The organism is Streptomyces sp. JB150, assembly GCF_011193355.1.
GTDB lineage: Bacteria > Actinomycetota > Actinomycetes > Streptomycetales > Streptomycetaceae > Streptomyces.
On record NZ_CP049780.1, the window covers coordinates 6747728 to 6771081 of the forward strand.

At 72.9% G+C, this 23354-nt stretch carries 21 protein-coding genes and 1 pseudogene; 7 read left to right on the forward strand and 15 right to left on the reverse strand.

Features of this window, described 5'->3' with window-relative positions; genetic code table 11:
• Positions 1-21: 21 nt before the first annotated feature.
• The 8 genes from G7Z13_RS30730 to G7Z13_RS30765 all read right to left on the reverse strand — a co-directional run bounded on the left by G7Z13_RS30730 (position 22) and on the right by G7Z13_RS30765 (position 7687).
• Positions 22-1677, reverse strand: a complete 1656-nt coding sequence (locus G7Z13_RS30730; protein WP_166003659.1) for an AMP-binding protein — start codon at positions 1675-1677, stop codon at positions 22-24.
• The gene (locus G7Z13_RS30735; protein ID WP_166003661.1) at positions 1677-2792 is read right to left on the reverse strand and encodes a Glu/Leu/Phe/Val dehydrogenase; all 1116 of its coding nucleotides are present in this window, start codon (positions 2790-2792) and stop codon (positions 1677-1679) included. Before G7Z13_RS30735 ends, G7Z13_RS30730 begins: the two co-directional genes overlap by 1 nt.
• Positions 2793-2904: 112 nt before the next feature.
• On the reverse strand, positions 2905-3468 hold the full coding sequence (locus G7Z13_RS30740; RefSeq protein WP_166003663.1) for a gamma-glutamyl-gamma-aminobutyrate hydrolase family protein: 564 nt from the start codon (positions 3466-3468) through the stop codon (positions 2905-2907).
• A gap of 11 nt (positions 3469-3479) precedes the next feature.
• Entirely contained in the window at positions 3480-4283 is an 804-nt protein-coding gene (locus G7Z13_RS30745; protein WP_166003665.1) for an acetylglutamate kinase, read from the reverse strand.
• Positions 4280-5347 carry an N-acetyl-gamma-glutamyl-phosphate reductase gene (gene argC / locus G7Z13_RS30750; protein WP_166003668.1) on the reverse strand — a complete coding sequence of 356 codons (1068 nt, stop codon included), beginning with the start codon at positions 5345-5347 and terminating at the stop codon, positions 4280-4282. Before argC ends, G7Z13_RS30745 begins: the two co-directional genes overlap by 4 nt.
• Positions 5344-6192 carry a RimK family alpha-L-glutamate ligase gene (locus G7Z13_RS30755; protein WP_166003670.1) on the reverse strand — a complete coding sequence of 283 codons (849 nt, stop codon included), beginning with the start codon at positions 6190-6192 and terminating at the stop codon, positions 5344-5346. The genes argC and G7Z13_RS30755 overlap by 4 nt, the downstream gene beginning before the upstream one ends.
• Positions 6193-6237: 45 nt before the next feature.
• Positions 6238-6426: a lysine biosynthesis protein LysW gene (locus G7Z13_RS30760; protein ID WP_166003672.1), complete on the reverse strand. Its 189-nt coding sequence runs from the start codon at positions 6424-6426 to the stop codon at positions 6238-6240.
• A gap of 106 nt (positions 6427-6532) precedes the next feature.
• Positions 6533-7687: an isopropylmalate synthase gene (locus G7Z13_RS30765; RefSeq protein ID WP_166003674.1), complete on the reverse strand. Its 1155-nt coding sequence runs from the start codon at positions 7685-7687 to the stop codon at positions 6533-6535.
• A gap of 240 nt (positions 7688-7927) precedes the next feature.
• On the opposite strand from G7Z13_RS30765, the gene G7Z13_RS30770 reads away from it, so the two are divergent.
• Together G7Z13_RS30770 and G7Z13_RS30775 are read left to right on the forward strand one after the other, a co-directional pair.
• Positions 7928-9103 carry an acyl-CoA dehydrogenase family protein gene (locus G7Z13_RS30770; protein WP_166003675.1) on the forward strand — a complete coding sequence of 392 codons (1176 nt, stop codon included), beginning with the start codon at positions 7928-7930 and terminating at the stop codon, positions 9101-9103.
• 68 nt (positions 9104-9171) lie between these two features.
• Positions 9172-10407: an acyl-CoA dehydrogenase family protein gene (locus G7Z13_RS30775; protein WP_166003677.1), complete on the forward strand. Its 1236-nt coding sequence runs from the start codon at positions 9172-9174 to the stop codon at positions 10405-10407.
• A 269-nt stretch (positions 10408-10676) separates the two neighbouring features.
• On the opposite strand, the gene G7Z13_RS30780 is transcribed toward G7Z13_RS30775, so the two are convergent.
• A complete protein-coding gene (locus G7Z13_RS30780; RefSeq protein ID WP_240926402.1) occupies positions 10677-11399 on the reverse strand; it encodes a response regulator transcription factor in 723 nt (240 codons plus the stop codon).
• A gap of 426 nt (positions 11400-11825) precedes the next feature.
• Positions 11826-12446, reverse strand: coding sequence for a ScbR family autoregulator-binding transcription factor (locus G7Z13_RS30785; RefSeq protein WP_166003681.1), 621 nt, complete (start codon positions 12444-12446; stop codon positions 11826-11828).
• Between the two features lie 137 nt (positions 12447-12583).
• Here G7Z13_RS30785 and G7Z13_RS30790 point away from each other — a divergent pair, with 137 nt between their 5' ends.
• The gene (locus G7Z13_RS30790; protein ID WP_240926404.1) at positions 12584-13495 is read left to right on the forward strand and encodes a ScbA/BarX family gamma-butyrolactone biosynthesis protein; all 912 of its coding nucleotides are present in this window, start codon (positions 12584-12586) and stop codon (positions 13493-13495) included.
• Between the two features lie 10 nt (positions 13496-13505).
• Here G7Z13_RS30790 and G7Z13_RS34170 read toward each other — a convergent pair whose 3' ends face one another.
• Both G7Z13_RS34170 and G7Z13_RS30795 read right to left on the reverse strand, forming a co-directional pair.
• The gene (locus G7Z13_RS34170) at positions 13506-13637 is read right to left on the reverse strand and encodes a hypothetical protein (protein ID WP_277347428.1); all 132 of its coding nucleotides are present in this window, start codon (positions 13635-13637) and stop codon (positions 13506-13508) included.
• Positions 13638-13649: 12 nt separating this feature from the next.
• Positions 13650-14624 (reverse strand): lysylphosphatidylglycerol synthase domain-containing protein, encoded by a 975-nt coding sequence (locus G7Z13_RS30795; RefSeq protein WP_166003683.1) that lies wholly within the window; start codon positions 14622-14624, stop codon positions 13650-13652.
• A 119-nt stretch (positions 14625-14743) separates the two neighbouring features.
• Here G7Z13_RS30795 and G7Z13_RS30800 point away from each other — a divergent pair.
• Together G7Z13_RS30800 and G7Z13_RS30805 are read left to right on the forward strand one after the other, a co-directional pair.
• Positions 14744-16594 (forward strand): annotated as a pseudogene (locus tag G7Z13_RS30800) (ABC transporter ATP-binding protein); the annotation flags it as partial.
• A gap of 538 nt (positions 16595-17132) precedes the next feature.
• Positions 17133-19256, forward strand: a complete 2124-nt coding sequence (locus G7Z13_RS30805) for a SpoIIE family protein phosphatase (RefSeq protein WP_166003685.1) — start codon at positions 17133-17135, stop codon at positions 19254-19256.
• 99 nt (positions 19257-19355) lie between these two features.
• Here the strand turns inward: G7Z13_RS30805 and G7Z13_RS30810 are convergent, their stop codons facing one another.
• The 3 genes from G7Z13_RS30810 to G7Z13_RS30820 form a co-directional block, all read right to left on the reverse strand.
• Positions 19356-19664, reverse strand: a complete 309-nt coding sequence (locus G7Z13_RS30810) for a hypothetical protein (RefSeq protein ID WP_166003687.1) — start codon at positions 19662-19664, stop codon at positions 19356-19358.
• A 16-nt stretch (positions 19665-19680) separates the two neighbouring features.
• The gene (locus G7Z13_RS30815) at positions 19681-20094 is read right to left on the reverse strand and encodes an SRPBCC family protein (protein WP_166003689.1); all 414 of its coding nucleotides are present in this window, start codon (positions 20092-20094) and stop codon (positions 19681-19683) included.
• A gap of 215 nt (positions 20095-20309) precedes the next feature.
• Entirely contained in the window at positions 20310-20768 is a 459-nt protein-coding gene (locus G7Z13_RS30820) for an ATP-binding protein (protein ID WP_166003691.1), read from the reverse strand.
• Positions 20769-21006: 238 nt separating this feature from the next.
• On the opposite strand from G7Z13_RS30820, the gene G7Z13_RS30825 reads away from it, so the two are divergent.
• On the forward strand, positions 21007-21852 hold the full coding sequence (locus G7Z13_RS30825; protein WP_166003693.1) for a SigB/SigF/SigG family RNA polymerase sigma factor: 846 nt from the start codon (positions 21007-21009) through the stop codon (positions 21850-21852).
• A 264-nt stretch (positions 21853-22116) separates the two neighbouring features.
• A complete protein-coding gene (locus G7Z13_RS30830; protein ID WP_166003695.1) occupies positions 22117-23340 on the forward strand; it encodes a fused response regulator/phosphatase in 1224 nt (407 codons plus the stop codon).
• The last annotated feature ends 14 nt before the right edge of the window (positions 23341-23354 follow it).

The window sequence follows — 23354 nt, forward strand, 5'->3', positions numbered from 1 at the left end:
GTTCGGTGGTGCGCGGCGGGGTCACGCCTCGGCGTAACGCCGCCGCAGTTCGGCCTTGCGGACCTTGCCGGTGAGCGTCTTCGGCAGCGCCTCGATGACCTCCACACGCTCGGGCCAGAACCGCGGGTCCTGGTCGGCCGCGCGCAGCTGGGCGCGTACGTCCTCCAGCGTCGGGCGGACGTCGCCGCTGGGTACGACGACCGCGACGATCACGTCGTCGACCTGCCCGCTCGGCCCGATCAGCGCCGCCTCGGTGACCAGCGGGTGGCTCGCGATGATCGCCTCCAGCTCGGTCATCGGCACGACGATGCCGTCGCGCATGATGGCGTCCTTGGCGCGGCCCAGGATGCGGATGCCGCCGCGTCCGTCCTCGCGGGCCACGTCACCGGTGTCGAACCAGCCGTCGGCGGTCAGTTCGGCCGCGAAGACGTCCTCGCGCTTGTAGTAGCCGAGCGCCTGGGAGGCGCCGCGCACCCGCAGCCGGCCCACCGCGGCCCGCCGGCCCGGGTCGTGGCAGGCGTCGATGCGGATCTCCATGGAGTCGATCGCCTGCCCGTTGCTGTGCGCCGCCCAGTCCTGGTTGTAGTCGAGGCGGGTGATGGTGACGGGCCCGTACTCGGACATGCCCCACACCGAGTAGGTGCGCGCGCCGAGCGTCTCGCGCAACTCGTCGACCAGCGGCTGGAGTACGGGCGCGGAGCCGGTGACCACGTGCCGCAGGGTCGTGACGTCGCGCGGGACGGCCCGCTGGGAGGCAGCGACGTCGGTCAGCGTCGGCGGCGGCCCGTACAGCAGGTTCGCGCCGTAGCGTTCCACCAGGTCCAGCAGCGTGGCGTTGTCCTTCACGTCCTGGAAGGCCACCGTGCCGCCGAGCATCACCCCGGCGAGCACGCCCTGGGCGAAGCCGGAGTAGTGGACCAGCGGGGTGGTGACGGCGGCGACGAGACCGTCGTCCAGCAGGAAGTGGTCGACATAGCCCCGCACCGCCGAGTGCACCGTGTTCTGGCTGTGCAGGACACCCTTGGACTCGCCCGTGGTCCCGGAGGTGAACAGCACCACGAACGGGTCGTCCGCGCCGAGTTCACGGACCTCCGGGTCGTCCGCGAGCCGCTCCTCCCAGGGCTGGGCGACGAAGTGGTCGTGGAAGCCGAGCGTGCCCTCGGGGCCGTGCCCGTCGACCACCACCACGTGCTCCAGCGGCAGTTCGGACCGCAGCGCGGCGACCGTGCCGGCGAGCGGGTAGCCGTCCCACTCCGGCACCGTGACACACACCCGCGCCTCCGTCAGCGCCAGGCGGTGCCGCAGCTCGTCCTCCCGGCAGTCGGGGGCGATCGGGCAGATCACCGCGCCGACCCGGATGCAGGCGAACATCAGCGGCACCATCTCCCACCGGTTGGGGAGCTGCACGGCGACGAAGTCTCCGTGCCCGACGCCCAGTTCGCGCAGCGCGCCGGCGAACCGCTCGGTGAGCCGGGCCAGGTCCGCGTAGCCCAGGGTGTCGGTGCGCGCCTCGCGCAGTCGGCGGCCGGCGATCGCCAGCTTGTGCGGCCGCTCGCGGGCCTGCCGGCGCAGGTCGTCCAGGAAGGTCTCGTCCCGCCACCAGCCGCGGCGCCGGTACTCCGCCGCCCGGTCGTCGGCGGAGGCGCCGGCCAGGCCGGTGTGCGTGGCCGTGGTCATCACAGCTCCTTTCGGCGGGCGGCCAGCAGTTCGGGCAGCGGGTTGCCGGCGCGGGCGGCGGAGATCTCCAGCAGGTCCCGGGTGTTCTGCCGGACGCGGTCGGCGACCCAGTCGAAGACCCACTGCTTGCGGGCGTCCGCCGGCAGCTCGAAGGGGACGACGCGGGTGACGGCGAGCGCGGCCGAGCCGGCCCCGCCGATGTTGGCGATCACGCCCGGCACCAGGTCCGCGCCGGAGGCGGCGACCTTCTCGCGGGCTTCGTCGGTCGAGGCGAGGTTGGCGCCCTCCACGACCAGCCGGGCCCGCAGCCGGTGCGCGTTCTCGGTGTTCAGGGCGTGCTTCTGCGCGGCGAGGATCAGCAGGTCGGCGTCGACGTCCAGCCAGGCGTCCGGCTCGGACGAGAGCGTGACGTGCTGCGGCAGCCGGGTGCGGTCGATGTGCCCGAACTCGTCGGTGACGGCGATCAGGTCGGCCACCGGGAGGCGGTCGGCGCTGATGGTGCCCCGCACGTCGGCGACGCCCACCACGACGTGGCCGCGGTCCTCCAGGAACCGGGCGACCGCGCGGCCCACCGCGCCGAAGCCCTGCACCACCACCCGGGCCGGCCCGGTGTGCCCCCTGGCCTCCAGCGCGGTGACCGCGGCGACGCCCACGCCGTGACCGGTGGCGTCGATCAGCGGCTCGTAGTAGGTGCGCCAGTCGATGGGCATGTCGGGGGCGCCCAGCCGGTAGCGCGGGTCGTAGCCGGCCTCGGCGAAGAAGACGGCCCGGTCGGCCGGGGTGACGCCCATGTCGATGCCGAGGTGGATACCGCCGTGCAGCAGCGGCTTGACGGTCCGGCCGAAGGTGCGGAACGTCTCCTCACGGTTGGTGCCGTCGGAGACGATGCCGCCCTTGGCGCCGCCGATGCGCAGGCCGGCGAGGGTGAACTTGTGGGTCATGTCGCGCGCCAGCCCGCGCACTTCCTCCTCGGTGACCCCGGGGGTCATGCGGACGCCGCCCATCGCCAGCCCGTCGACGAGGGAGTCGACGACGACCCAGCCCTTGACGGCGCCGCCGCTGCCGTACAGATGGGTGACGAACGCCGGGTCCTGCGGTTCTTCCAGAACGCTCATGGTCAATTCCTCAGTGGGTCGGTGAGTCGGTGGATCGGTGGAGCGGTGGAGTGGTGGAGTGGTCGAGCGGTGGAGTCGTCGAGCGTGGAGCGGTGGAGTGAGGGGAGGGCGGTCACTGGTAGAGCTGCGCGAAGCCGCGCAGGATCTCCAGGCCGTCGCTGCGGAACTCCAGGTGGGCCTGCGCGCCGAAGATGCGGCCGTCGTCGGAGCGCAGGAACTCCACGGGCGCGTGCTCGGAGCGGCCGATGGAGCGGAAGCCCTTCGGGGCCTCCTGCAGATACAGGGTGTGCCGGTGGAACACCGTCACCGTCGGCTTGACGTGGGTGAACAGGGCCTCTTCCTTGTCCACCTGCACCTCGTAGCCGCCGACCCGCTGCGGGCCCTCGGCGAGGCGCCCGCCGGCCGACACCGCGAGGATCTGCATGCCGCCGCAGATGCCGAACACCGGGACGTCGGCGTTCATCACCAGATCGACGAGCGGCTTGTAGTAGTCGCGGTCGTACGCCCGCACCTTGGTGCCGCTCAGCACGACGGCCTGGTAGCGGCCGTCGAGCCGGGCGGGCACCGAGGCGGCGTCCACCGCGTCGGTCTCGGAGCCCAGCTGTTCGAACCGCGCCCGCAGTTGCCTCAGCGACAGGGTTCCGTTGTTGACCACCAGGACACGGGATTTCGCCACGTGTTCGCTCCTCAGTCTCGCGTGATGACGGTGCCGGTGCGGGCGGCGAGCAGCTCACTGACGGGCGCGCTGCCGATGACGACCCGCGCCACGCCCTGGTCCAGCGCCTCGCCGGCCGCGCGCAGCTTCTTGCGCATGCCGCCGGTGGCGCCGTTGTCCCGGAACCGGGCGGCCGCCTCGGCCGTGATCCGGGGCACCGGCTCGCCGTCGATCAGCAGGTGGGCGACGTCGGTGACCAGGACCAGGTCCCGGGCCCCGGTGGCGCCCGCGATGGCCGCCGCGGCCCGGTCGGCGTCGGTGTTCACCTCCCGGCCCGCACCGTTCCTGGCCAGCGGGGTGACCAGGTAGGCGTGGCCCGGCTGGAGGTTCTTCAGCGGGGCCGGGTCCACCCCGGTGATCGGGCCGACCAGGTTCTCCAGCTCGACCAGCTGCTTGCCCTGCCACCACCAGCGCTCGGCCTCGCCCGCGCTGACCAGGCCGTCGCTGCCCAGCAGCCGCTCGGCGGTGATGCCGCGCCGGCTCAGCCGGTCGAACACGTCCTCGGCCAGCTGGGCGCTGACGGTCTTGATGTCGGCGATGACCTCCGGCGTGGTCCAGCGGCTCTGGTTGCCGTACCGGTCGCGCAGGATCGCCGACGGTTCGCTGTAGCGGGGGCGCAGCTTCTTGAGCGGCTTGGACCAGCCGTGCACCAGGACCAGCGGGTGTTCCCGGCCGTGCCTGGCCAGGTCGTCCCACCAGTCACCGGCGAGGTCGTCCAGGCAGCTGCCGCCGAGCTTGACGACGGTCGGGGCCGCCTCGTTCGCGAAGGCGCTCATGCGGGCACCACCGGCTGCATCGTCAGCCCTGTCTCCTCGGGCAGGCCGAACCGCAGGTTGGCCGCCTGAAGGGCCTGGCCCGCCGCGCCCTTGACGATGTTGTCCAGGGCGGCGAGGACGACGATCCGTCCACGCGCGTCCGGCTCCTCGTCCAGCAGGACCGTCACATCGACGTAGTTGGAGCCGAGCACGGCCTGCGGGTCCGGCACCGGGATCAGCGTCTCGGTGTGCCGGCGCACCCGCACGAACCGGTGCCCCTTGTAGAAGCGCAGGTAGGCGCGCTGCAGCTCACGCTGGTCGAGCTGCTCGTCGGTGAAGACGTAGCTGCTGGTGAGCAGACCGCGCACATGCGAGACGCCGTAGGCGGACATGCTCAGCGACTCGACCGTGCCGGGCTTGCCGCGTTCCAGGAAGTCCTTGACCTCGGCGGCGTGCCGGTGCCCGGTCGGGGCGTACGGGGCGATCGCCCCGCTGCGGAACGGGTGCAGGTCGGCGGTGCGCAGCTGCAGACCGCCGCCGCTGGAACCGCTCTTGCCGTCCACCACGACCGTCTTCAGGTTCAGGCCGAGACCCAGGGTGAGCGGTGCGAGGCCCACGGTGATGGCGGTGGCGTAGCAGCCGGGGAGCGAGATCAGCGCCGCGTCCTGCAACTGGTCGCCGATCAGCTCCGGTACGCCGTAGACGAAGCGGTCGGCCAGTTCGGTGCGCCGCCTGACCTTCGGGTACCAGCGGTCGTGCAGCTCCGGGGTGCGGATGCGGAAGGCGCCGCTGAGGTCGACGACGGCCGCGACCCGGTCGGCGAACATCTCCGCCAGCTCGGCCGACACCGGCGCCGGGGTGGCCAGGAAGAGGACGTCCACGCGGTCGGCGATGTCCTCGGTGACCGGCTGGACGGTCAGCCCGCCCAGGTCCAGGCGCAGGCCGGGGTGCAGCTCGGCCGGGCGGCGGCCGGCGCTGGACGAGCCGCCCAGGTAGGTGAGTTCCAGCTCGGGGTGCTGGGTGATCAGACGGATGAGTTCTCCGCCGGCGATGCCCGAGGCGCCGACGACTCCTGCACGGATCATGCGAGCAGCTCCTGCAGATGGCGGCCGATGGCCGAGGGGACGTCCGCACCGGTCGCCGAGGACACCGCCCGGAAGGCGGGCGCGTGGTTCACCTCGTTGACGACATAACCGTCCTCGGTGCGGAAGAGGTCTACTCCGTAGATGCCGGGACCGAGAACGCCCAGGACGGCGTCGATGATCTTCAGCGTCTCGGGGTCGTGGTCGACGGCGCGGTTCTTGTTGCCGAGCGCCGCGTTGTTGCGCCAGTCGGTGCCGGCGCTCTCGAACTCGGCCGCGCCCACCAGCTGTTCGCCGACCACCAGGCAGCGCACGGAGCTGCCGCCCAGGTACGGCTCCACCAGGCAGGCCTGCTCGAAGGCGTGCCCCAGGTCCTCGACGTAGTCGTACACGGAGTGGGCCGTGTCGGGGTGCCGCAGCAGCGTGACCCGCTTGCCCATGCCGCCGAAGACCGGCTTGAGGACCAGCGGCGCCGGCAGTTCCTCCAGCGCCTTCTCGAAGTCCTTGCGGGAGAGGACCAGCCGGAAGTCCGGCACGGGCACGCCGGCGGCGCGCAGCCGGGCGCGCAGCTCGGCCTTGTTCTCGCAGGCGTGGATCGCCGCGGCGGAGTTGATGGTGAGCACGCCCGCCTCCTCGGCGAGCGTGGCGACCAGCCCGCCGCGGGTGTAACTGCGGCTGCGCACCAGTACGGCGTCCAGGCCCTTGAGGGAGGGCGCGCCGGCCCCGCCGAGGCACAGCGACTCGTCGTTGACCCACTCGATCCGCAGACCGAAGTCGGGTGCGGTCTCGATCAGCCGGCGTTCCTCCCAGCTGATCCGGTCCGCGATGACGGCAACGGTGTTGCCCATGAGGGGTGTCTCCTTAGTAGAGAGGCTCCGGGGGAGGGGCGGCTGTCACTGGCCCCAGTCACGGAGCTGCACCTGGACCATCTGCAGGACCAGCCGGCCGTCCTGGATGTCCTCGACGCGGAGGGTGAGCATGCACTCGGGGCAGGAGAGGGTCTCGCCCTGGACGACCGGGGGCACGGTCAGGTCGGTCTCGCACTCGGGGCAGGCACCGGTCAGCATGGCGGCGGTGGACATGAGGTAACTCCGTTCTCGTGCAGTGGTGTTGATGGCAGTGGTGTCGATCGCAGTGATGGGACTGCGGTGGTGAGGGACCGAGAGCGGGCCGTCGGCGCGCCCGGACTCACTCGGACTGGAAGTCGATGGCGGCCTTGCGGATGGCGTCCCGGTCGAGCAGCGGCGCGCCGTTCCGCTCCTGGCGCTCGATGAGCCACGGGGTGAAGGCCTCGACGTCGACGAACACACCCGACTCGGTGAGCGCCCAGGCGACCAGGGCCGGCGTCAGCCGGGTGCGGACCCGCAGCTCGCGGGAGTTGCCGACGAGTTCGGCGGGCAGCGTCTCGTAGGCCTCGGGGTGGGTCAGCTGGCCGGGCAGCTCGTACGCGAAGGCGTGCGGCGTGGTCGGACCGGACTGGAAGGCCTCGCCCAGGCCGGCGCCCTTCAGGGCGATCCTGGACAGCTCGGTGAGGTGGGAGAGGTCGAAGCGGGTGTCACCGTGGATGACCCGCAGCGAGGTGAGCAGCTCCGCCAGCGGGGCGTTGCCGCCGCGCTCGCCGATCCCGCCGACCGTCGCCGAGATCCACTGCGCGCCGGCCCGGACCGCCGCGAGCGAGTTCGCCACGGCCATGCCCAGCATGTTGTGGGAGTGGATCTCGATCTCCGCACCGTCGATCGCGGTGAGGTCGCCGATCACCTCCTCCATCTGCCAGGGCGAGAGGTAGGCGACGGTCTCCGCGAGGCGGAACCGGTCCGCGCCGGCCTCGAAGCCCGCGGTGACGTACGGGACGAGCCGCTCCTTGGGGGTGCGGGCGCCGTCCTCGCCGCTGAAGGTGACGTGGAAACCCCGCTCCTTGGCCTGCTGGATCGCCGAACGGGCGAGCGTGTTCAGGAACTTGGCGCTGGGCGAGCCGAGCTTCAGCTTGGCGTGCTGCTCGGACGTCGGGATCGAGTACATGATGTGGCGCACGCCCAGCCGCTCGGCCTCGTCGAGCGCCGTGGCCACCTGCTGGCGGTCCCGCACGACCAGGAGGGTCATGCTGCGCTCGGGGCCGACGGCCTCGTGGGTGGCGAGGACGAGGTCGGCGTCCTTGGAGTTCGGACCGGACACCATGCCGACCTCGACCAGTTCGATCCCGGTCTTGACCAGCAGCTCCGCGATACGGGCCGCGTCCTTGGGGCCGAACTCGACGCCCGCCATGTGCGCGGAGTCCCGCAGGGTGGCGTCGGACAGGCGGGGCAGCCCCGTCACGGGCTCGGACCCCTGCACTGCTGCTGACATTTGCGTTCCTTCCTCGTCGAATTTCGGTGGAGCGCTGCGGAATATGCTGGCCGACCCTCTGTCAGGGAACAACGACGCCTGTGTCAGAGGATTGTCAAGGAGTGTGGCGCAACGTTATGGAACGTCGAGAGCGCGAATTTCCCTCGAATCCACCGACAAATTTCTGCCCGATCCGGCCCGCCCGAAAATGGGGCGGCTAGGGTGCGCAGGACCCGATGAATTGGGGAGAAGGGAAATCCCATGGTGATGTCGAATTCCCTCGCCGGTGCCGGTCTCGGCGCCGAAGGGGACGAGCGGTCCGTGGCCGAACGCGTCCGCAAGCTCGCCGACCGGCTGGTACGGCCGACCGCCCCCGCACGCGACCGCGAGCGCCGCTGGGATCCGGAACTGTTCCGGGAACTCGCCGAGGCCGGTCTCGCCGGCGCTCTGATACCCCCCGAACTGGGCGGTGCCGGTCTGACCGCCCGGGAGACGTTCGCGCTGCTCGAAGGGCTGGGCGAGGGTGCCCGCGACCCTGGCCTCGCCCTCGCCGTCACAGTGCACGCGGTCCTCACCGCCGTACCGCTGCGCGCCTTCGGCACCGCGGCGCAGCGGGAGCGCTACCTGCCCGGGATGGCCGACGGCAGCCGGCTCGGCGCCCTGTCGCTGCGCCAGACCCAGCACACGGGCCTCGCCCCCACCGTCACCGCCCGGCCCGCCCCGGTGGACGGCGACGGCTGGGTGCTCACCGGTGAACTCGACCTGGTGGCGGTCGCCCCCGAGGCGCACCACTTCCTGGTCGTCGCCGGGCACGACGGCCGCGGTGGACGCACCGCGTTCGTGGTCGACCGCGAGACGCCCGGTCTGCAGATCACCGACGCCGGTCCGGCCGCGATGGCCACCTGCCCGTGGGGGCGGCTGGTGCTGCACGGCTGCCCGGTGCCGGAGACCGCCGTGCTCGGCACCGTCGGCGGCGCCGCCGACGAGGTGGAACCGCTGCTGGCCGGGCTTGACTGGGTGTTCACCGGCGCGCCCTGGCTGGGGGTCATGCGCGCGCTGACCCGGGACGCCGTCGGCGAGGTTCGCGAGCGTCTGCTCTTCGGGCGGCCGGTCGCCCACGACCAGTCGGCCCGGTTCACGCTGGCGGACCTCGCGGCCCGCTGTGAACTGGCGGCCGGGCTGCTGTACGGGGCCGCCGAGCGGTTCGACGGCGCCGGCGGGCCCGCGCCCCGGGACGCGGCCGCCGCCCGGCTGTTCACGGCGAGCGCCGCCCGGGCGGTCACCGAGGAGGCGGCGCGGCTGTCCGGGCCGTTCGCCCTGACCGGCGACCACCTGATCGAGCGGGCGCACCGCGACGCGCTGTTCTTCGCCGAGACCGGCGGTGGCAGCGGCGTGCTGCGGCCGGTGGTCGCGGCGTCCCTGCTGGGCGTCGGCTGAGCATGCCGTCCGGACCTCGGCTGAACGTGACTTCCTGAACTCGGCTGAACGTGAGGAGTGCAACCGACATGACCGGCACCCAGCGTGGCACCGGCACCGCACCGAGCTTCCCGGGCGTGGCCGCCCGGGCCCACGAGACCGACGCGGCCGGCCGGATCCATCCGGCCAGCTGGCAGGAGACCGCCGACAGCGGCTACCTGAGAATGTTCCACGCCCCCGAACTGGGCGGCACCGGCGCCGATGTCCTCGCCCAGCTGGAGGCCATGGAATCCCTGGCCCGGGCCTGCCCGGCCACCTACTGGACGGCCACCGTCTCGGCGCTGCTGTGCGCCAAGCTCATCGCCCGCTACAGCCCCGCGAGCGAACACGCCCGGCTGCTGGAGCCGGTGCTGTCCGGGGAGAAGCTGGCCTGCTTCGCGATCGTGGAGCGCGGCGCGGGCAGCGACGCGGCCACCCTGCAGACCCTGGTGCGCCCGGCGGGGGCACCGGGGGAGGGGTACCTGATCAGCGGCGAGAAGAGCAGGATCGCCAACGCCGCCGAGGCCGATGTGGCGGTCACGGTCGTCAGGCGCCACCGGCCCGCCGAGGAGGGCGGCCCGGAGTGGTGCCTGGCCTTCGTGGACCTGCACGGGCCCGGGGTGCGCCGTTACGACATCCCGCGGATGGGCCTGCGCGGCATGCCGTGGGGCGGCATCGTCTTCACCGACGCCCATGTCGCCGAGACCGACGTCGTGCCGGTGCCGTTCGGCGAGCTGGGCGGGGAGCTGTCCGAGAGCATGGCGTGGGGCTGGCTGCTGATCGCCGTCGCGGCCGTCGGCATCGCCGAGTCCGCGCTGGACGCCTCGGTGCGGCACGCCCGCGAGCGGGTCTCCTTCGGCCGTCCGCTGATGCACATGGAGGGCGTCCAGGCCCAGCTCGCCGACGCCCGCGTACGGATCGACGCGGCCCGGTCACTGGCCCGGCGGGCCCTGGTCGAGAAGGCGGCCGGCCGGCCCGCCCGGGACCTGATCGCCATGCTGAAAATCTACGCCACCGAGATGGCCGTGGACGTCACCGCCACGGCCGTGCAGATCCACGGGGCGAGCGGGGTGACCCAGGGCCATGAGGTCGAACGCCTCTACCGGGACGCGCAGATGAACGTCATCGGCGGCTTCACCTCCAACCGCCTGCGCGAGGTGGTCGCCGAAGGGCTGGGGCTGGGGCCGGCGGTCTACAGCCCCTTCGACTGGCTGAGGCCGACCGGGCTCGGCAAGGACCCGGTGGGCCTCGACGGGCTCCGGGAGCCGGTCGGCTCCCCGTCCTGACCCTCCGGCCCCCGGTGCCGGGCGATGGCGCGGGCCGCCCCGCCGCCGCCCGGCACGGGAGGCCGTTCGACCCGGCGCACGACGGACGGGCCCGCCTCGGGCCCGTCCGTCGTCTGTGCGTGCGTCTGTGCCTGTGCGTGTGTTTCGTGCGTGCGTGGGTGTACGTGAGTCATGAGTACGTGCGTTGTGCGGGACGCGGGGTCCGCGGGCGGCCGGTCAGTCGTGCGCGGGGCGGCGATGCACAGTGCACGGGGGTCGGGAGCGGAACGTCAGCCGTGGCCGATGCGGTAGCCGACACCCCTGACCGTGATGATCCAGCCGGGGGCGCCCAGTTTCGCCCGCAGGCTGCTCACATGGGTGTCGATGGTCCGGCTGGAATCCGTCCACTGCGTGTCCCAGACCCGGGCCATCAATTCCCGGCGGGAGATGACACTTTCCGGATTCGCGGCCAGCAGGTGCAGCAACTCGAATTCCTTGGCGGTGAGATTCACCGGCTCGTCGTGCACCCGGACCTCCCGGGTCCGGCCGTCGATATGGAGTGGCCCGCGCGTGATGGTGCGGGCTGATTCCGGCTGCGGATAGACCCGCCGCAGTAATGCCTCTATACGGGCCGTCATCTCCCGCACACCGCAGGAGGCGACGACGCAGTCGTCCGCGCCCGCCTGCAGGGCGAGCACCCGGTCCACCTCGTCCGCGTCGCGGGCGGTGACGGAGATGATCGGCTTGTTCCCGGCCGCCCTCATCCGCCGGCACACTTCCAGGCCGTCGATGTCCGGAAGGCTCAGGTCGAGCAGGACCAGATCGGCGTTCCGATGGGACTTCAGCGCGGCCGCGCCGGTGTCCACGCAGTGCGCCACGTATCCGTGTCGGCGCAGCTCGGAGACGCGTGCCTCCGCGGCGGTGGGATCGTCCTCGACCACCAGGACGCGGATCGTGCCGATCTCGCTCAGTCGGGTGAAGTGTGCGCGGGCCGCCGGCGGCGGGACGCGCACCACAGTGAAGTCTCTCGTCCGTGCGGTGATACCCCCAGCTGCCTCTGTGGCATGCAGTGTCATCGCTCCCCCTATCGCCTGCGCCACCTAAAGAAACACACGTCCTGTTTTTTGTACAGCCGGAAACGAGCGCCAAGAGTCAGGCAAAACAGGGCAAACTACCGCTACAGCACGGCAGTCTTGAAGGAAACTTGACATCGAGACCACTACTTGAGATGCGTGATCTTCAAGGAAACCGAACGCTGTGTAAACAGAACCTGTCATGTCCACCGAGAGTTGCGGCTCCGTAAGGGAATAATGCATTCCGTATTTCTGGCCGCCCCGGACGGCCGAGCGGCCGTCCGGGGCGGCCCGCTCGTTGCCCATGTCTTCCAAAACGCAAAGACTCCGGGTGGTGAGCCCGGAGTCAGGATGTCCGTCCCGGTGTCACGCCAGCAGTCGCTCGGCCCGGTAGGGGGACATGTCGATCTTGGCCAGTACGCCGGGGCTGACGATGCTGGGCAGCAGCATCTGATAGAGGGACGACACCTCCTCCGTGAGGTCGAGTGCCTCCCCGAGGCTCTCCGTCAGCAACTGGACGCCGGTCCAGGAGCCCACGACGGCACGGGAGACGGCGGACGGGCTGGCGTGCTGGAGCAGTTCGCCGCGCTTCTGGGCCTCGGTGAGCAGGTCACGCCCCACGCTCACCCAGTCCCCCCAGCGTGTTCCGAACAGCCGGCGCGCCTTGGGGTCGACGGAGAGCCGGATGGCCGCGCGCAGTATCGGCTCCCGGGGCACCCGGTAGGCGAGGACGAGACCCAGGTCCACCCACTCCTGCATCTTGAACTGCTGTGGGGTGATGCCCTCGAGGGTCACGGCCTCGTCCAGCACCGCCCGCGCCATGTCTTCCTTGGAAGCGAAATGGAAGTACAGGGCGCCGCGTGTCAGGCCCGTGCGTTCGACGAGCGCGGCGATGGTCGCGGCGTCGTACCCGACTTCGTTGAAGAGACCGGCCATTGACTCAAGAATGTGCTTGCGAGTGCGAATCGCACGATCCTGCCTCACCATGACGCACCTCCCGCCCGCTTGATTCCCCGCAGTTGAACTCTCACAAAAGCCCCTTGCAAGTGACTGAAGAGTCGGTATGTTATCAATCTGCGGCACAGCGAACAGACGTCCGAGTAACGGTTCAACCGGGGGAAGCCTTGCCCAGGACCACTCAGCCCTCCCATGCCCACCGCGACGACGCCGGCACCTCCCTTCCGGCACGGTTGGGCGAGTACACCCATCTCCGGCACGACGAGTCGGTCCTCGTGCGGGACTGGCGTCAGGAGAGCGCCAACGCCTTCACCGTCCGGGTCCAGTGGCCCGCCCGCGGCGGTGCCCACCCGTACGACCCCCGGTTGCTGACGCAGACCATCCGTCAGTCCGGCCTCCTCGTCGCGCACGCGGCGTACGACGTCCCGACGCGGCATCAGACCCTGCTCAACACGCTGAACATCACGGTGGAACCCGGTTTCGAGGCGCGGGCCGGCGCCGACCTCCAGGTGGACGTCGCCGTCACCCGGACCGGCGGGCGCGCCGCCAGCCTCGGCATGGAGTTCCGCATCCGGCGGGGCGAGGAGACGGTGTGCCTGGCCGACACCGAGTTCGGCTGGGTGTCGCCCGTGGCGTACCGCAGGCTGCGCGGCCGTATGTTCCACGACTGCGACTGGGGCAGGTGGCCGCTCCCGCGGCCCGTCGCCCCGGACCTGGTCGGCAGACGCGAGGACAACGACGTACTCCTCACCCCCGGCGGTGCCGGGAGCCGCTGGCGGCTGCGCTGCGACATCTCGAACATCCTCCTCTTCGACCACCCGGTCGACCACGTGCCGGGCCTGGTGCTGCTCGAAGCCGCCGAGCAGGCGGCACGGGCCGCCTCCGGCTCCCAGCCCGTCGAGATCACCGACCTGAGCATCAGCTTCCAGCGGTATGTGGAGTTCGACGAGCCCTGCCTGATCCAGGCCCAGCCGCTGCCCACGCTGCTGCCCGGCTGGCTCGCCTTCGAGATCACCGGCTCACAGCGCGACCAGCCCGCCTTCCGGGCCCGCCTGCGCGGCCTGCGGCACCGGGCATAGCACGCACCGGTCACCCGGCGGCGCACCCCGACTCCCAGAAGTCGAGCCCCCGCCGCCGGGCCACCGACCGCACATACGGCAGAGCGCCCCGGCCGGACGACCGGCAGACGACCACCGGCCGGAAGAGGGGCAAGGCGGACACGGCCGGCCCTCCTCAGATCACCTTCAGCCGCACCAGCACCCCCAGCGTCAGCGCCCCCGGCAGCAGTGGCAGCCACACCGTGAGAATGCGGAAGGCCAGTACCACCGCCGTCGCCACCGCGGCCGGTCCGCCCGCTGCCACCAGGGCCACGATCAGCGCGGCCTCGACCGAGCCGACCCCGCCCGGCGTGGGGATCAGCGCGACGGCGACCGTCGCCGCCAGATACGCGACCGCCATGTGCCACGGCGACACCCCCAGCCCCAGCGCCCGCCCCACCGCGACCAGGACGGACGCCTGCAGCGCGGGAAAGGCGAACGAGCCGCCCCACAGCGCGAACGCCCGCGCCGGCCGGCGGTGGACCGAGCGGGCCTCGCCGAGCGCGGTGCGCAGGAACGAACCCACGGACGCCCGCAGCCGCCGTACGCACAGCAGGGCCGCCACCACCCCGACGGCCACCGCGCCGGTCACGAGCAACAGCGGCCCGGCGGCCCCCGCGGGCAGCAGCGGCCCGAGCCGCAGCGCCCCCGGGAAGGCGAGCAGCAGGGCGGCCAGCAGCCCCACCCGGCCGACGCCCTCCGCCAGCAGGTAGAGCGCCAGCGCGGCGGAGGAGCGGGCGAGCGGCAGCCCGCACACCGTCATGAACCGCAGATTCACCGCGCTCGCGCCCAGCCCGCCGGGCAGCAGATGGTTGGCCGCGCCCGCCGCGAACTGGGTGGCGAGCAAGCGGCACGCGGGCAGCCGCTCGACGACCGCGCCCTGCCGGGTGAGGGCCGCCGCCACCCAGGTCAGACACGTCGCGCCGGCGGCCGCCAGCAGCCAGGCCGGCCGGGCCGTCGCCAGGTGCCCGAACCCCTCGGCGAGCACCTCCCGGTGGCGCACCGCCGCCACGGCGACCAACGCGAGCGGAAGCAGGCACACAGCCGTGCGGAGCGGGACGCGCCGGGGGAGCCGTAGTGGGACGCGCCGGGGGAGCCGTATCGCTGTCACACCCGCAGAGAGTCGCCGCGCCGCCCCAACCGGGGGTTGCGCACGCGGGGACGCCGGATGACGGACACCCGACCGGCGACCCTTGACCTCAACATTGGTCGAGGTTCTACGGTCGGCACATGAGCATGGAGACCACGGCCTGGACGCAGCTGCACAGCGTCCTCAACGCCCAAGAGGAACGCCGCCCCTTCGCCCGCGCCACCCTGCGCCGCATCGGCGCCTTCGCCCGCCCGCACCGCCGCAGGATCGCGCTGTTCGTGCTGCTCGGCGTGGCCACCGCACTGCTCGCCGTCGCCACCCCGCTGCTCGCCGGCCGGGTCGTCGACGCGATCGTGTCGGGCGGCGACCGGGCCACCGTCGTACGGCTCGCCCTGCTCATCGCGGTCATCGCCGTCGTCGAGGCCGGGCTCGGCATCCTCGCCCGCCGGCTGTCGGCGACACTCGGCGAGGGCCTGATCCTCGACCTGCGCACGGCCGTCTTCGACCATGTGCAGCGCATGCCGGTCGCGTTCTTCACCCGCACGCGCACCGGAGCGCTCGTCAGCCGGCTCAACAACGACGTCATCGGCGCGCAGCGGGCGTTCAGCAACACCCTCTCCGGCGTGGTCAGCAACCTGGTCACCCTGGTGCTCACCCTCGCCGTCATGCTCACCCTGTCCTGGCAGGTCACCCTCCTGGCGCTGGTGCTGCTGCCGGTGTTCGTGATCCCGGCGCGCCGGATGGGCCGCCGGATGGCCCGGATGCAGCGCGAGGCCGCCACCCTCAACGCGGCGATGGGCACCCGCATGACCGAGCGGTTCTCCGCGCCCGGCGCCACCCTCGTCAAACTGTTCGGCCGCCCCGAGGAGGAGTCCCGCGAGTTCGCCGAACGGGCCCGCCGGGTCGCGGCCATCGGCATCCGCACCGCGACCGCCCAGTCCGCGTTCATCACCGCCCTCACCCTGGTCTCCGCCCTCGCCCTCGCCCTCGTCTACGGCCTCGGCGGCGCCCTCGCCCTGCGCGGCACCCTGGAACCCGGCGCCGTCGTCGCCCTCGCGCTGCTCCTCACCCGGCTCTACGCTCCCCTCACCGCGCTCGCGGGCGCCCGCGTGGAGGTGATGAGCGCCCTCGTCAGCTTCGAGCGGGTCTTCGAGGTGCTGGACCTGAAACCCCTCATCGAGGACCGCCCCGACGCCCGGTCCGTGCCCGACGGCCCCGTCGCGGTCGAGTTCGACGACGTCCGCTTCGGCTACCCGGCCGCCGACAAGGTCTCCCTCGCCTCCCTGGAGGAGGTGGCCACCCTCGACACCCGGGGCGGCGCCGAGGTCCTGTACGGCATCTCCTTCCGCGCCGAACCCGGCCGGACCATCGCGCTCGTCGGCTCCTCCGGCGCCGGCAAGTCCACCATCGCGCAGCTCCTGCCGCGGCTCTACGACGTCGACGCGGGCGCCGTGCGCGTCGGCGGCGTGGACGTACGCGACCTGCGCGCCGCCTCGCTGCGCGCCACCGTCGGCATGGTCACCCAGGACGGCCACCTCTTCCACGACACGGTCCGCGCCAACCTCCTGCTCGCCCGCCCCGACGCCACTGACGACGACCTGTGGGACGCCCTGCGCCGCGCCCGCCTCGACACCCTCGTGCGCGCCCTGCCCGACGGCCTGGACACGGTCGTCGGCGAACGCGGCTACCGCCTGTCCGGCGGCGAACGCCAGCGCATGACCATCGCCCGGCTGCTGCTGGCCCGCCAGCGGGTCGTCGTCCTCGACGAGGCCACCGCCCACCTCGACAACACCTCCGAGGCGGCCGTCCAGGAGGCGCTGACCGAGGCGCTGCGCGACCGCACCGCCCTCGTGATCGCCCACCGGCTCTCCACGGTCCGCGCCGCCGACCGGATCCTCGTCCTGGAGGACGGCCGGATCGTCGAGCAGGGCACCCACGAGGAGCTGATCGCGGCGGACGGCCGGTACGCCGAGCTGTACCGCACCCAGTTCGAGGAACGCCACCGGTTCGACGAGCACCGCCCCGGCGAGGAACGCGCCGGGTACGGGGAAGGTGCCGGAGCCGGGGAAGGCACCGGGTACGGGGAACCCGCCGGGCTGGAGGAACGTACCGGGTCCGCGGGCCGCACGGGGTCCGGGGGGCGCACCGGGTCCGAGGGCCCTACGAGGGCCGGGGAACGCGGCCCGGTCGGCGCGGCCACGGCCTGAACGGGACACCGGCGCGCCGTCACGAACGGCAGCAGGGAGGACGTCGCGGGCGGCTGGAGAGCCGTCGCGGGCGGAGGACCGTCGCGGGCCGGGGAGGGCCCGCCGAGCGGGTCGCGGTGATCATCCGTGGCCCGTCACGGGCGTCTACCGCCGACCCGCGGCGGGTGTCTCGCGCCGCCCCCTCGCGGGTGTCTCGCGCCGCCCCCTCGCGGGCGTCTCCCGTCGCCCGCGACAGGCGTACTCGGCGCAGGAACACCGGCGGGGCCACCCCCACCCGCCCGCAACACGTGCCGATACCGGTCCGCGGGCGTAACGTCCGGGTATGGGCGGCAGCACGGACGAACCGGCCACGCGCGACGACCTGGATACCGCGTTCGCGGAGACGGTGCGCCACATCGGCGCGTCCATCGGCGCCCTCTACCTCCTCGAACCCGGCGAGGAGGTGCTCCGCCTGGAGCTGCTGTCCGGGGCGTCGGCCGAGCTGGCCGCCCCGTGGGCGCGGGTGGCGCTCGCCGCGCCCGCCCCCGTCGCCGACGCCGTCCGCCTGCACCGCCTCGTGTGGATCGGCGGTCAGGAGGAGATGACCCACTCCTACCCGCGCACCGCGATGGCCCTGCCCTACCCGCTGGCGCTCGCCGCCGCACCGGTCGACGGCGTCCGCCACTGGGGGGCCCTGCTGCTGATGTGGCCGGCCAACCGGCCCGCGTTCATGACCGGCCGGGAGCGCCGCTACATCCAGTCCAGCTGCCGCCGGCTGGCCCGCCTGCTGGACGAAGGGGCCGCGCACGGCCGGGCCCCGGCGCGCGACGGCGGCCCCCACGTCGTGCCCGCCGCCGTGGGCCGCGACTCCGCCGGCCCCACCATGGCCGCCGCCGACTTCATCGAACGGCTGCCCGGCGGCAGCTGCTCCCTCGACCTCGAGGGGCGCTTCACCTACCTCAGCTCCGGCGCCTGCGAACTGCTGGGCCGCGGCGCCGACCAGCTCCTCGGCACCCGGCCCTGGCAGTCCCTGCGCTGGCTCGACGACCCCACCTACGAGGACCGCTACCGGGCTGCCGTGCTCAGCCGTGAACCCGTCTCCTTCACCGCCTGCCGCCCACCCGACACCTGGCTGGAACTGCACCTCTACCCGGACGCCAGCGGCATCAGCGTCCGGATCGTGCCCAGCGGCGCCCAGCCCCCGCCCGCCCCGGCGCCCCGCGGCTCCACCCGCAGCGTGAATCCGACCCGCGCCGGCCGGCTGTACCAGCTGATGCACCTCGCCGCCGCGCTCACCGAGGTCGTGGGCGTCCAGGACGTCATCGACCTGATCGCCGACCAGATCATGCCCGCCTTCGGCGCCCAGGGCCTGGTGCTGTCCGCCGCCGACGCCGGCCGGCTGCGCATCACCGGCTACCGCGGCTACACCCCGGAGGCGATCCGGCAGCTCGACGCGCTGCCCCTCGACACCCGGCTGACCCCGGCCGGGCGGGCCATCGCCTCCGGCATCCCCGCCTTCTTCGCCAGCCAGCAGGAGATGCGGCGGATCTACCCCGACGCCCCCATGATCAGCGGCAAGAACGCCTGGGCCTTCCTGCCGCTGGTGATCTCCGGCCGGCCGGTCGGCTGCTGGGTGCTGTCGTACGACGACCCGCACGAGTTCACGGCCGAGGAACGCGCCGTCATGACCTCACTCGCCGGACTCGTCGCCCACGCCCTGGACCGGGCCCGCCTCTACGACACCAAGCACGAACTCGCCCACGGCCTCCAGCAGGCGCTGCTGCCGCGCACACTGCCCACGGTGCGAGGTCTGGGGGTGGCCGCCCGCTATCTGCCCACCACCCGCGGCATGGACATCGGCGGCGACTTCTACGACCTGATGCGGCTCGGCGACACCACCGCGGCCGCCGTCATCGGGGACGTCCAGGGCCACAACGTCGCCGCCGCCGCGCTCATGGGCCAGGTCCGCACCGCCGTCCACGTCCACGCGGCCGCCGGCAGCGCCCCGGACCAGGTCCTCGCCGGAACCAACCGGCTCCTCATCGACCTCGCCCCCGACCTGTTCACCAGCTGCCTCTACGCCCACCTCGACCTGGCCGCCGGGCGGGTCACCCTGGCCGCCGCGGGCCACCCGCCCCCGCTGCTGCGCCTGCCCGACCGCACCACCCGCCCCGTCGCCGTCCGGCCAGGACCGCTGCTCGGCATCGACCCCGACGCCGTCTACCCGGTGACCGAGATCCCGTTCACCCCCGGTCTGACCCTGCTCTTCTACACCGACGGCCTCATCGAGACGCCCGGCACCGACCTCGACGACGCCATCGCCCGCCTCGCCCGCCATCTCGCCGAGGCGGAGGCCGAGGACCAGGACCTGGACGCCCTCATCGACGAGCTGCTGCGCAGAGAGGGCACCACCGGCCAGCGGGCCGACGACATCGCCCTCCTCGCCCTGCGGCACGACACCCCCTGACCGCTGACCACAGATCGCGGGCCGCCGACGACCGCAGGCCGCCGACGACCTTAGACCGCAGGCCGCTGACGATCGCAAGACCGCAGAGCGGCCACCCGCTCACGGACGCGGATTCACCCGCCGCCACCGCGGGCGCGCGTCACCGCCACGCCGCCCCGCCACGGACGCGCAGCGCGGGCACACCCGCCGCACCTCGTCGGCCGCCCCGCCGGACTCCGGGAGGACGTCCGGCCAGGTGACGTGCGGAAAACGGCCCAGCCGGGACCGGCTGAGGGACAGCCCGCACACCGTCTCGTTGCGGCCGGGCTCCCAGGCGTGGACCTCCCCGGCCGGCAGCCGGCGGCGGCCCTCCTCCTCGTCCGTCCACTGACCGGAGGCGGCGACGGCGTACGACGTGGCGCGTGGCATGACGACGGTCCTCCGATCAGCCGGCGGGGTTGTCGACCCGCAGCCGCACCTGCTCCTCCAGCCGCCGCAGGCTGCCGTCGAGGGCGTCGGTCACGGCCTGCTCGCCGGGGTCGTGGCTGTTGTCGAAGAAGGACAGGTGCACGGTCACCTCGCTGGCCCCGCTGCCGATCCCCGCGACCTGGAGCCAGCCCGCGTAGTTGCCCTGGTCCCGGGTGCCCCACTCCAGCCGCATCTGTTCCGGCCGCTTGCGCAGCAGGGCGGAGGTGTCCTCGTCGGTGCGGTCCTCGTGGACCGTGACGGCGGGCAGCTCATCCGCCCGGACATGCAGCTCGGACGGCAGCCAGGTGTCGAGCTGACCGACGTTGGCGGCCTGGTCGAACACCTGCTCCGGCTGCGCGGGCATCGTGCGGGAACGTTCGTACTCGGTCATCGGCGGCACCGTCCTCGGATCGGGGTGGTACAGCCCACCGCGTGCCCGTGTTGCCCGTGAATAAGCGTGCGACCGGGCGCCGAGCGGACCGAAGGCGCGCAGCCGGGCCCGGTCCCCGAACGCGGCGCGGGAAGGTCGCAGCGGGGGAGGCCGCGGCGGGCAAGGCTCCAGTGGGCAAGGCTCCAGCGGGGGAGGACCCAGTGGCGGAGGGCGGCTCAGCGACCGTCCGCGGGCTCCAGCGCAACCGTCGCGGTGACGTCCTTCCCCCTCGCCCGCGGGGTGGCCTCCAGCCGCAGGCTCAGGGACCGCACCAGATGCAGTCCGTGTCCGCCGATCCGGGCCGGATCGCGGGGCTGCAGCCGGGGCAGCCGGCGGGAGGTGTCCCGCACGGTGATCCGCAGCGCCCGGCCGTCGGGGCCGGCGTCCAGCTCCAGGGTGCAGGGGCCGGGGGCGTGCCGGACGGCGTTGGTGACCAGTTCGCTCACGACCAGGCAGGCGTCCTGGACCGACCGGCCGCACGGCGGCTGGTCGAGACGTTCCAGCAGGTCGATGACGGCACGGCGTGCCTCTGCGATGTCGGGGACCGTGAAATCCCAGGTGCGGGTCAGGCAGGAGCGGGTGCTGTGGTCCGCCGTCCGGATGTCCCTCGCCTGGTACTTGAGCGAGTTCTCCATGCAGGGTTCCTCGTGTGCGGGTGATGGCTCATTCGTCTGCGCGATCGCTGTGCCGTTCCTTCCGCATACCCAGGACTGCGCGACCCACAGGTCCCGGGCGGGGAATCGCGCCTCGTCTCCCCCGTCCGGGCGGCACGGCGGGGGCCGCACGGCACGGCCGGAAAAGTCGGGGGCATGACTCGGGAAGTTGCGGGTAGGCGCCGACGAGGACTGCCGGTATCACGGGAATGGGCGGACGATGACGACGTCGGTGACGACTGACACGGGTACGGATGCGACCACGCTTCCGGAGCTGGACGACCCCGCCCAGGTGGCGCCGGGGGACGCCAGGCAGCTCACCCGGCTGTTCCTGCAGCGGCTGGCCGAACTCGAGGAAGGCACCGCCGAGTACCAGTACGCGCGCAACACGCTCATCGAGATGAACCTGTCGCTCGTGCGGTTCGCGGCCGGCCGGTTCCGCGGCCGCGCCAAGGACGACATGGAGGACATCGTCCAGGTCGGCGTCATCGGGCTCATCAAGGCCATCGACCGCTTCGAGGTCTCCCGCGAGGTCGAGTTCACCACCTTCGCGATCCCCTACATCGTCGGCGAGATCAAGCGGTTCTTCCGTGACACCACCTGGGCCGTGCACGTGCCCCGCCGCCTGCAGGAGGCCCGCGTCCACCTCGCCCGCGCCACCGAGGAACTCACCGGCCGGCTGGGCCGCACCCCCACGGTCCGCGAACTCGCCCAGCTGATGAGCCTGCCCGAGGACGAGGTCGTCGAGGCGATGCTGGCCTCCAACGGCCACACCTGCGCTTCGCTCGACGCGGCCATAGGGCAGAGCGAGGACGGGGAGTCCGCCCTGGCCGACTTCGTCGGCAGCGAGGACGCGGCCTTCGACCTCGTGGAGGACCTGCACGCCCTGGCACCGCGCATCACCGAACTGGACGAACGTGAACGTCTCCTGCTGCACCTGCGCTTCGTGGAGGAACGGACGCAGGCGGAGATCGGCGAGCGCCTGGGCGTCTCCCAGATGCACGTCTCGCGTCTGCTCAGCAGGCTGCTCGCGCGCCTGCGCGCGGACCTGCTGCCCGCGCCGTGACGGACGCGCCCGCCCGGCCCGGGCGGCCCGCCGGCTCCGGCGGGCCGCCGCCGCACAGAGGGGTACGCCGGGATCCCCGCCGCCGGCCCCCGCCGGGTCCGCGACCTCGTCGCCCGGACCCCGGCTGCGAACAGGTGAGGGTCCTTGGGGCATCCTGCGGGTGAATGGTGAAGATCCGGAAGCCGCCGCGCCCACGGCCGACCGCCGTGGCCCGGTGACGCGCGGACGGCGGACGGCGGATACGGGGCGGGGAAGGTCGGAACGATGGTGACGTCGCAGGCTCGCGCTGCCGAGCTGATCAGAGCGGCCCGGGCGGGAGCCGAGGCGGAATGGGAACGGCCCGAGCCGTCCGTCCTCCTCGTGGAGGACGACCCGGGTGACGCGCTGCTCGTCGAGGAACTGGTCGCCGACAGCGCCCTGAAGATACGGCTGCGCTGGGTCCGGTCGCTGACCGAGGCCGCCGAGCTGCTCTCCACCGAGACGCCCGACTGCGTCCTGCTCGACCTGCATCTGTCGGACGCCCACGGCCTGGAGGCCGTCTCCCTGCTGCGGGCCCGCGCCGAGCAGGTCGCGATCGTCGTCCTCACCGGGCTCGCCGAGGAGGAGACCGGCCTTGCCGCGGTCGCGGCCGGCGCACAGGACTACCTGGTCAAGGGCCGCGTCGAGCCCGAACTCTTCGGCCGGGCGGTGCGGTACGCGATCCAGCGCAAGCAGGCGGAGCAGGCGGCCGTCGCCCTCCAGGCCAGCCAGATGCAGGCCCAGGAGAACGCCCGTCTGGAACGCGGCCTGCTGCCCCGCCCGCTGCTGCGCGGCGAGGGCGTCCACGTCGTGGCCCGCTACCGCCCCGGCCGGGCCCAGGCGCTGCTCGGCGGCGACTTCTACGACATCGTCCAGGACGCGGACGGCACCGTGCACGCGCTCGTCGGCGACGTCTCCGGACACGGCCCCGACGAGGCGGCGCTCGGCGTCGCCCTGCGGATCGCCTGGCGCACCCTGGTGCTCAGCGGTGTCGCCGGCTCCGAGCAGATGAGCCGGCTGGAGGAACTGCTGGTCGCCGAACGGGCTCGCGAGGAGGTCTTCGCGACCCTCGTGAGCCTCGCCGCCGTACCGGGCGAACAGCGGGCCCACGTCGTCCGCGCCGGTCACCACGGGCTGCTCCGGCGCGGCCGTGAGCACGTCGAGTGGATCGAGGTGCCCGGCGGGCCGGCGCTCGGCATGCTCCCCGGCGGCGCGACCTGGCCGATCGCGGAACTGCCGGTGCCCAAGGGCGACTCGGTGGTCCTGTTCACCGACGGGCTGTTCGAGGGACACGTCAGCCGCGGCCCGCAGCGCCTGGGCGAGGAGGGCCTGCTGGCCCTCGCCCGCAGCGCGGCCGGCCTGCCGTCCGAGGCCTTCGTGGACCGTCTGATCGGCAAGGCCGAGGAACTCGCCGAGGAGCAGGGCGGTCTGGCCGACGACGTGGCCGTTGTCCATCTGAGCTGGAACTGAACAAGTGAGACGAG

What these genes read in the sequence shown, in the direction of transcription:
- G7Z13_RS30730 (WP_166003659.1), bottom strand. Translation starts at nt 1,677, where the DNA reads ATGACCACGGCCACGCACACCGGCCTGGCCGGCGCCTCCGCCGACGAC.
- G7Z13_RS30735 (WP_166003661.1), bottom strand. Translation starts at nt 2,792, where the DNA reads ATGAGCGTTCTGGAAGAACCGCAGGACCCGGCGTTCGTCACCCATCTG.
- G7Z13_RS30745 (WP_166003665.1), bottom strand. Translation starts at nt 4,283, where the DNA reads ATGAGCGCCTTCGCGAACGAGGCGGCCCCGACCGTCGTCAAGCTCGGC.
- argC (WP_166003668.1), bottom strand. Translation starts at nt 5,347, where the DNA reads ATGATCCGTGCAGGAGTCGTCGGCGCCTCGGGCATCGCCGGCGGAGAA.
- G7Z13_RS30755 (WP_166003670.1), bottom strand. Translation starts at nt 6,192, where the DNA reads ATGGGCAACACCGTTGCCGTCATCGCGGACCGGATCAGCTGGGAGGAA.
- G7Z13_RS30760 (WP_166003672.1), bottom strand. Translation starts at nt 6,426, where the DNA reads ATGTCCACCGCCGCCATGCTGACCGGTGCCTGCCCCGAGTGCGAGACC.
- G7Z13_RS30765 (WP_166003674.1), bottom strand. Translation starts at nt 7,687, where the DNA reads ATGTCAGCAGCAGTGCAGGGGTCCGAGCCCGTGACGGGGCTGCCCCGC.
- G7Z13_RS30770 (WP_166003675.1), top strand. Translation starts at nt 7,928, where the DNA reads ATGGTGATGTCGAATTCCCTCGCCGGTGCCGGTCTCGGCGCCGAAGGG.
- G7Z13_RS30775 (WP_166003677.1), top strand. Translation starts at nt 9,172, where the DNA reads ATGACCGGCACCCAGCGTGGCACCGGCACCGCACCGAGCTTCCCGGGC.
- G7Z13_RS30785 (WP_166003681.1), bottom strand. Translation starts at nt 12,446, where the DNA reads ATGGTGAGGCAGGATCGTGCGATTCGCACTCGCAAGCACATTCTTGAG.
- G7Z13_RS30805 (WP_166003685.1), top strand. Translation starts at nt 17,133, where the DNA reads ATGGGCGGCAGCACGGACGAACCGGCCACGCGCGACGACCTGGATACC.
- G7Z13_RS30810 (WP_166003687.1), bottom strand. Translation starts at nt 19,664, where the DNA reads ATGCCACGCGCCACGTCGTACGCCGTCGCCGCCTCCGGTCAGTGGACG.
- G7Z13_RS30815 (WP_166003689.1), bottom strand. Translation starts at nt 20,094, where the DNA reads ATGACCGAGTACGAACGTTCCCGCACGATGCCCGCGCAGCCGGAGCAG.
- G7Z13_RS30820 (WP_166003691.1), bottom strand. Translation starts at nt 20,768, where the DNA reads ATGGAGAACTCGCTCAAGTACCAGGCGAGGGACATCCGGACGGCGGAC.
- G7Z13_RS30825 (WP_166003693.1), top strand. Translation starts at nt 21,007, where the DNA reads ATGACGACGTCGGTGACGACTGACACGGGTACGGATGCGACCACGCTT.
- G7Z13_RS30830 (WP_166003695.1), top strand. Translation starts at nt 22,117, where the DNA reads ATGGTGACGTCGCAGGCTCGCGCTGCCGAGCTGATCAGAGCGGCCCGG.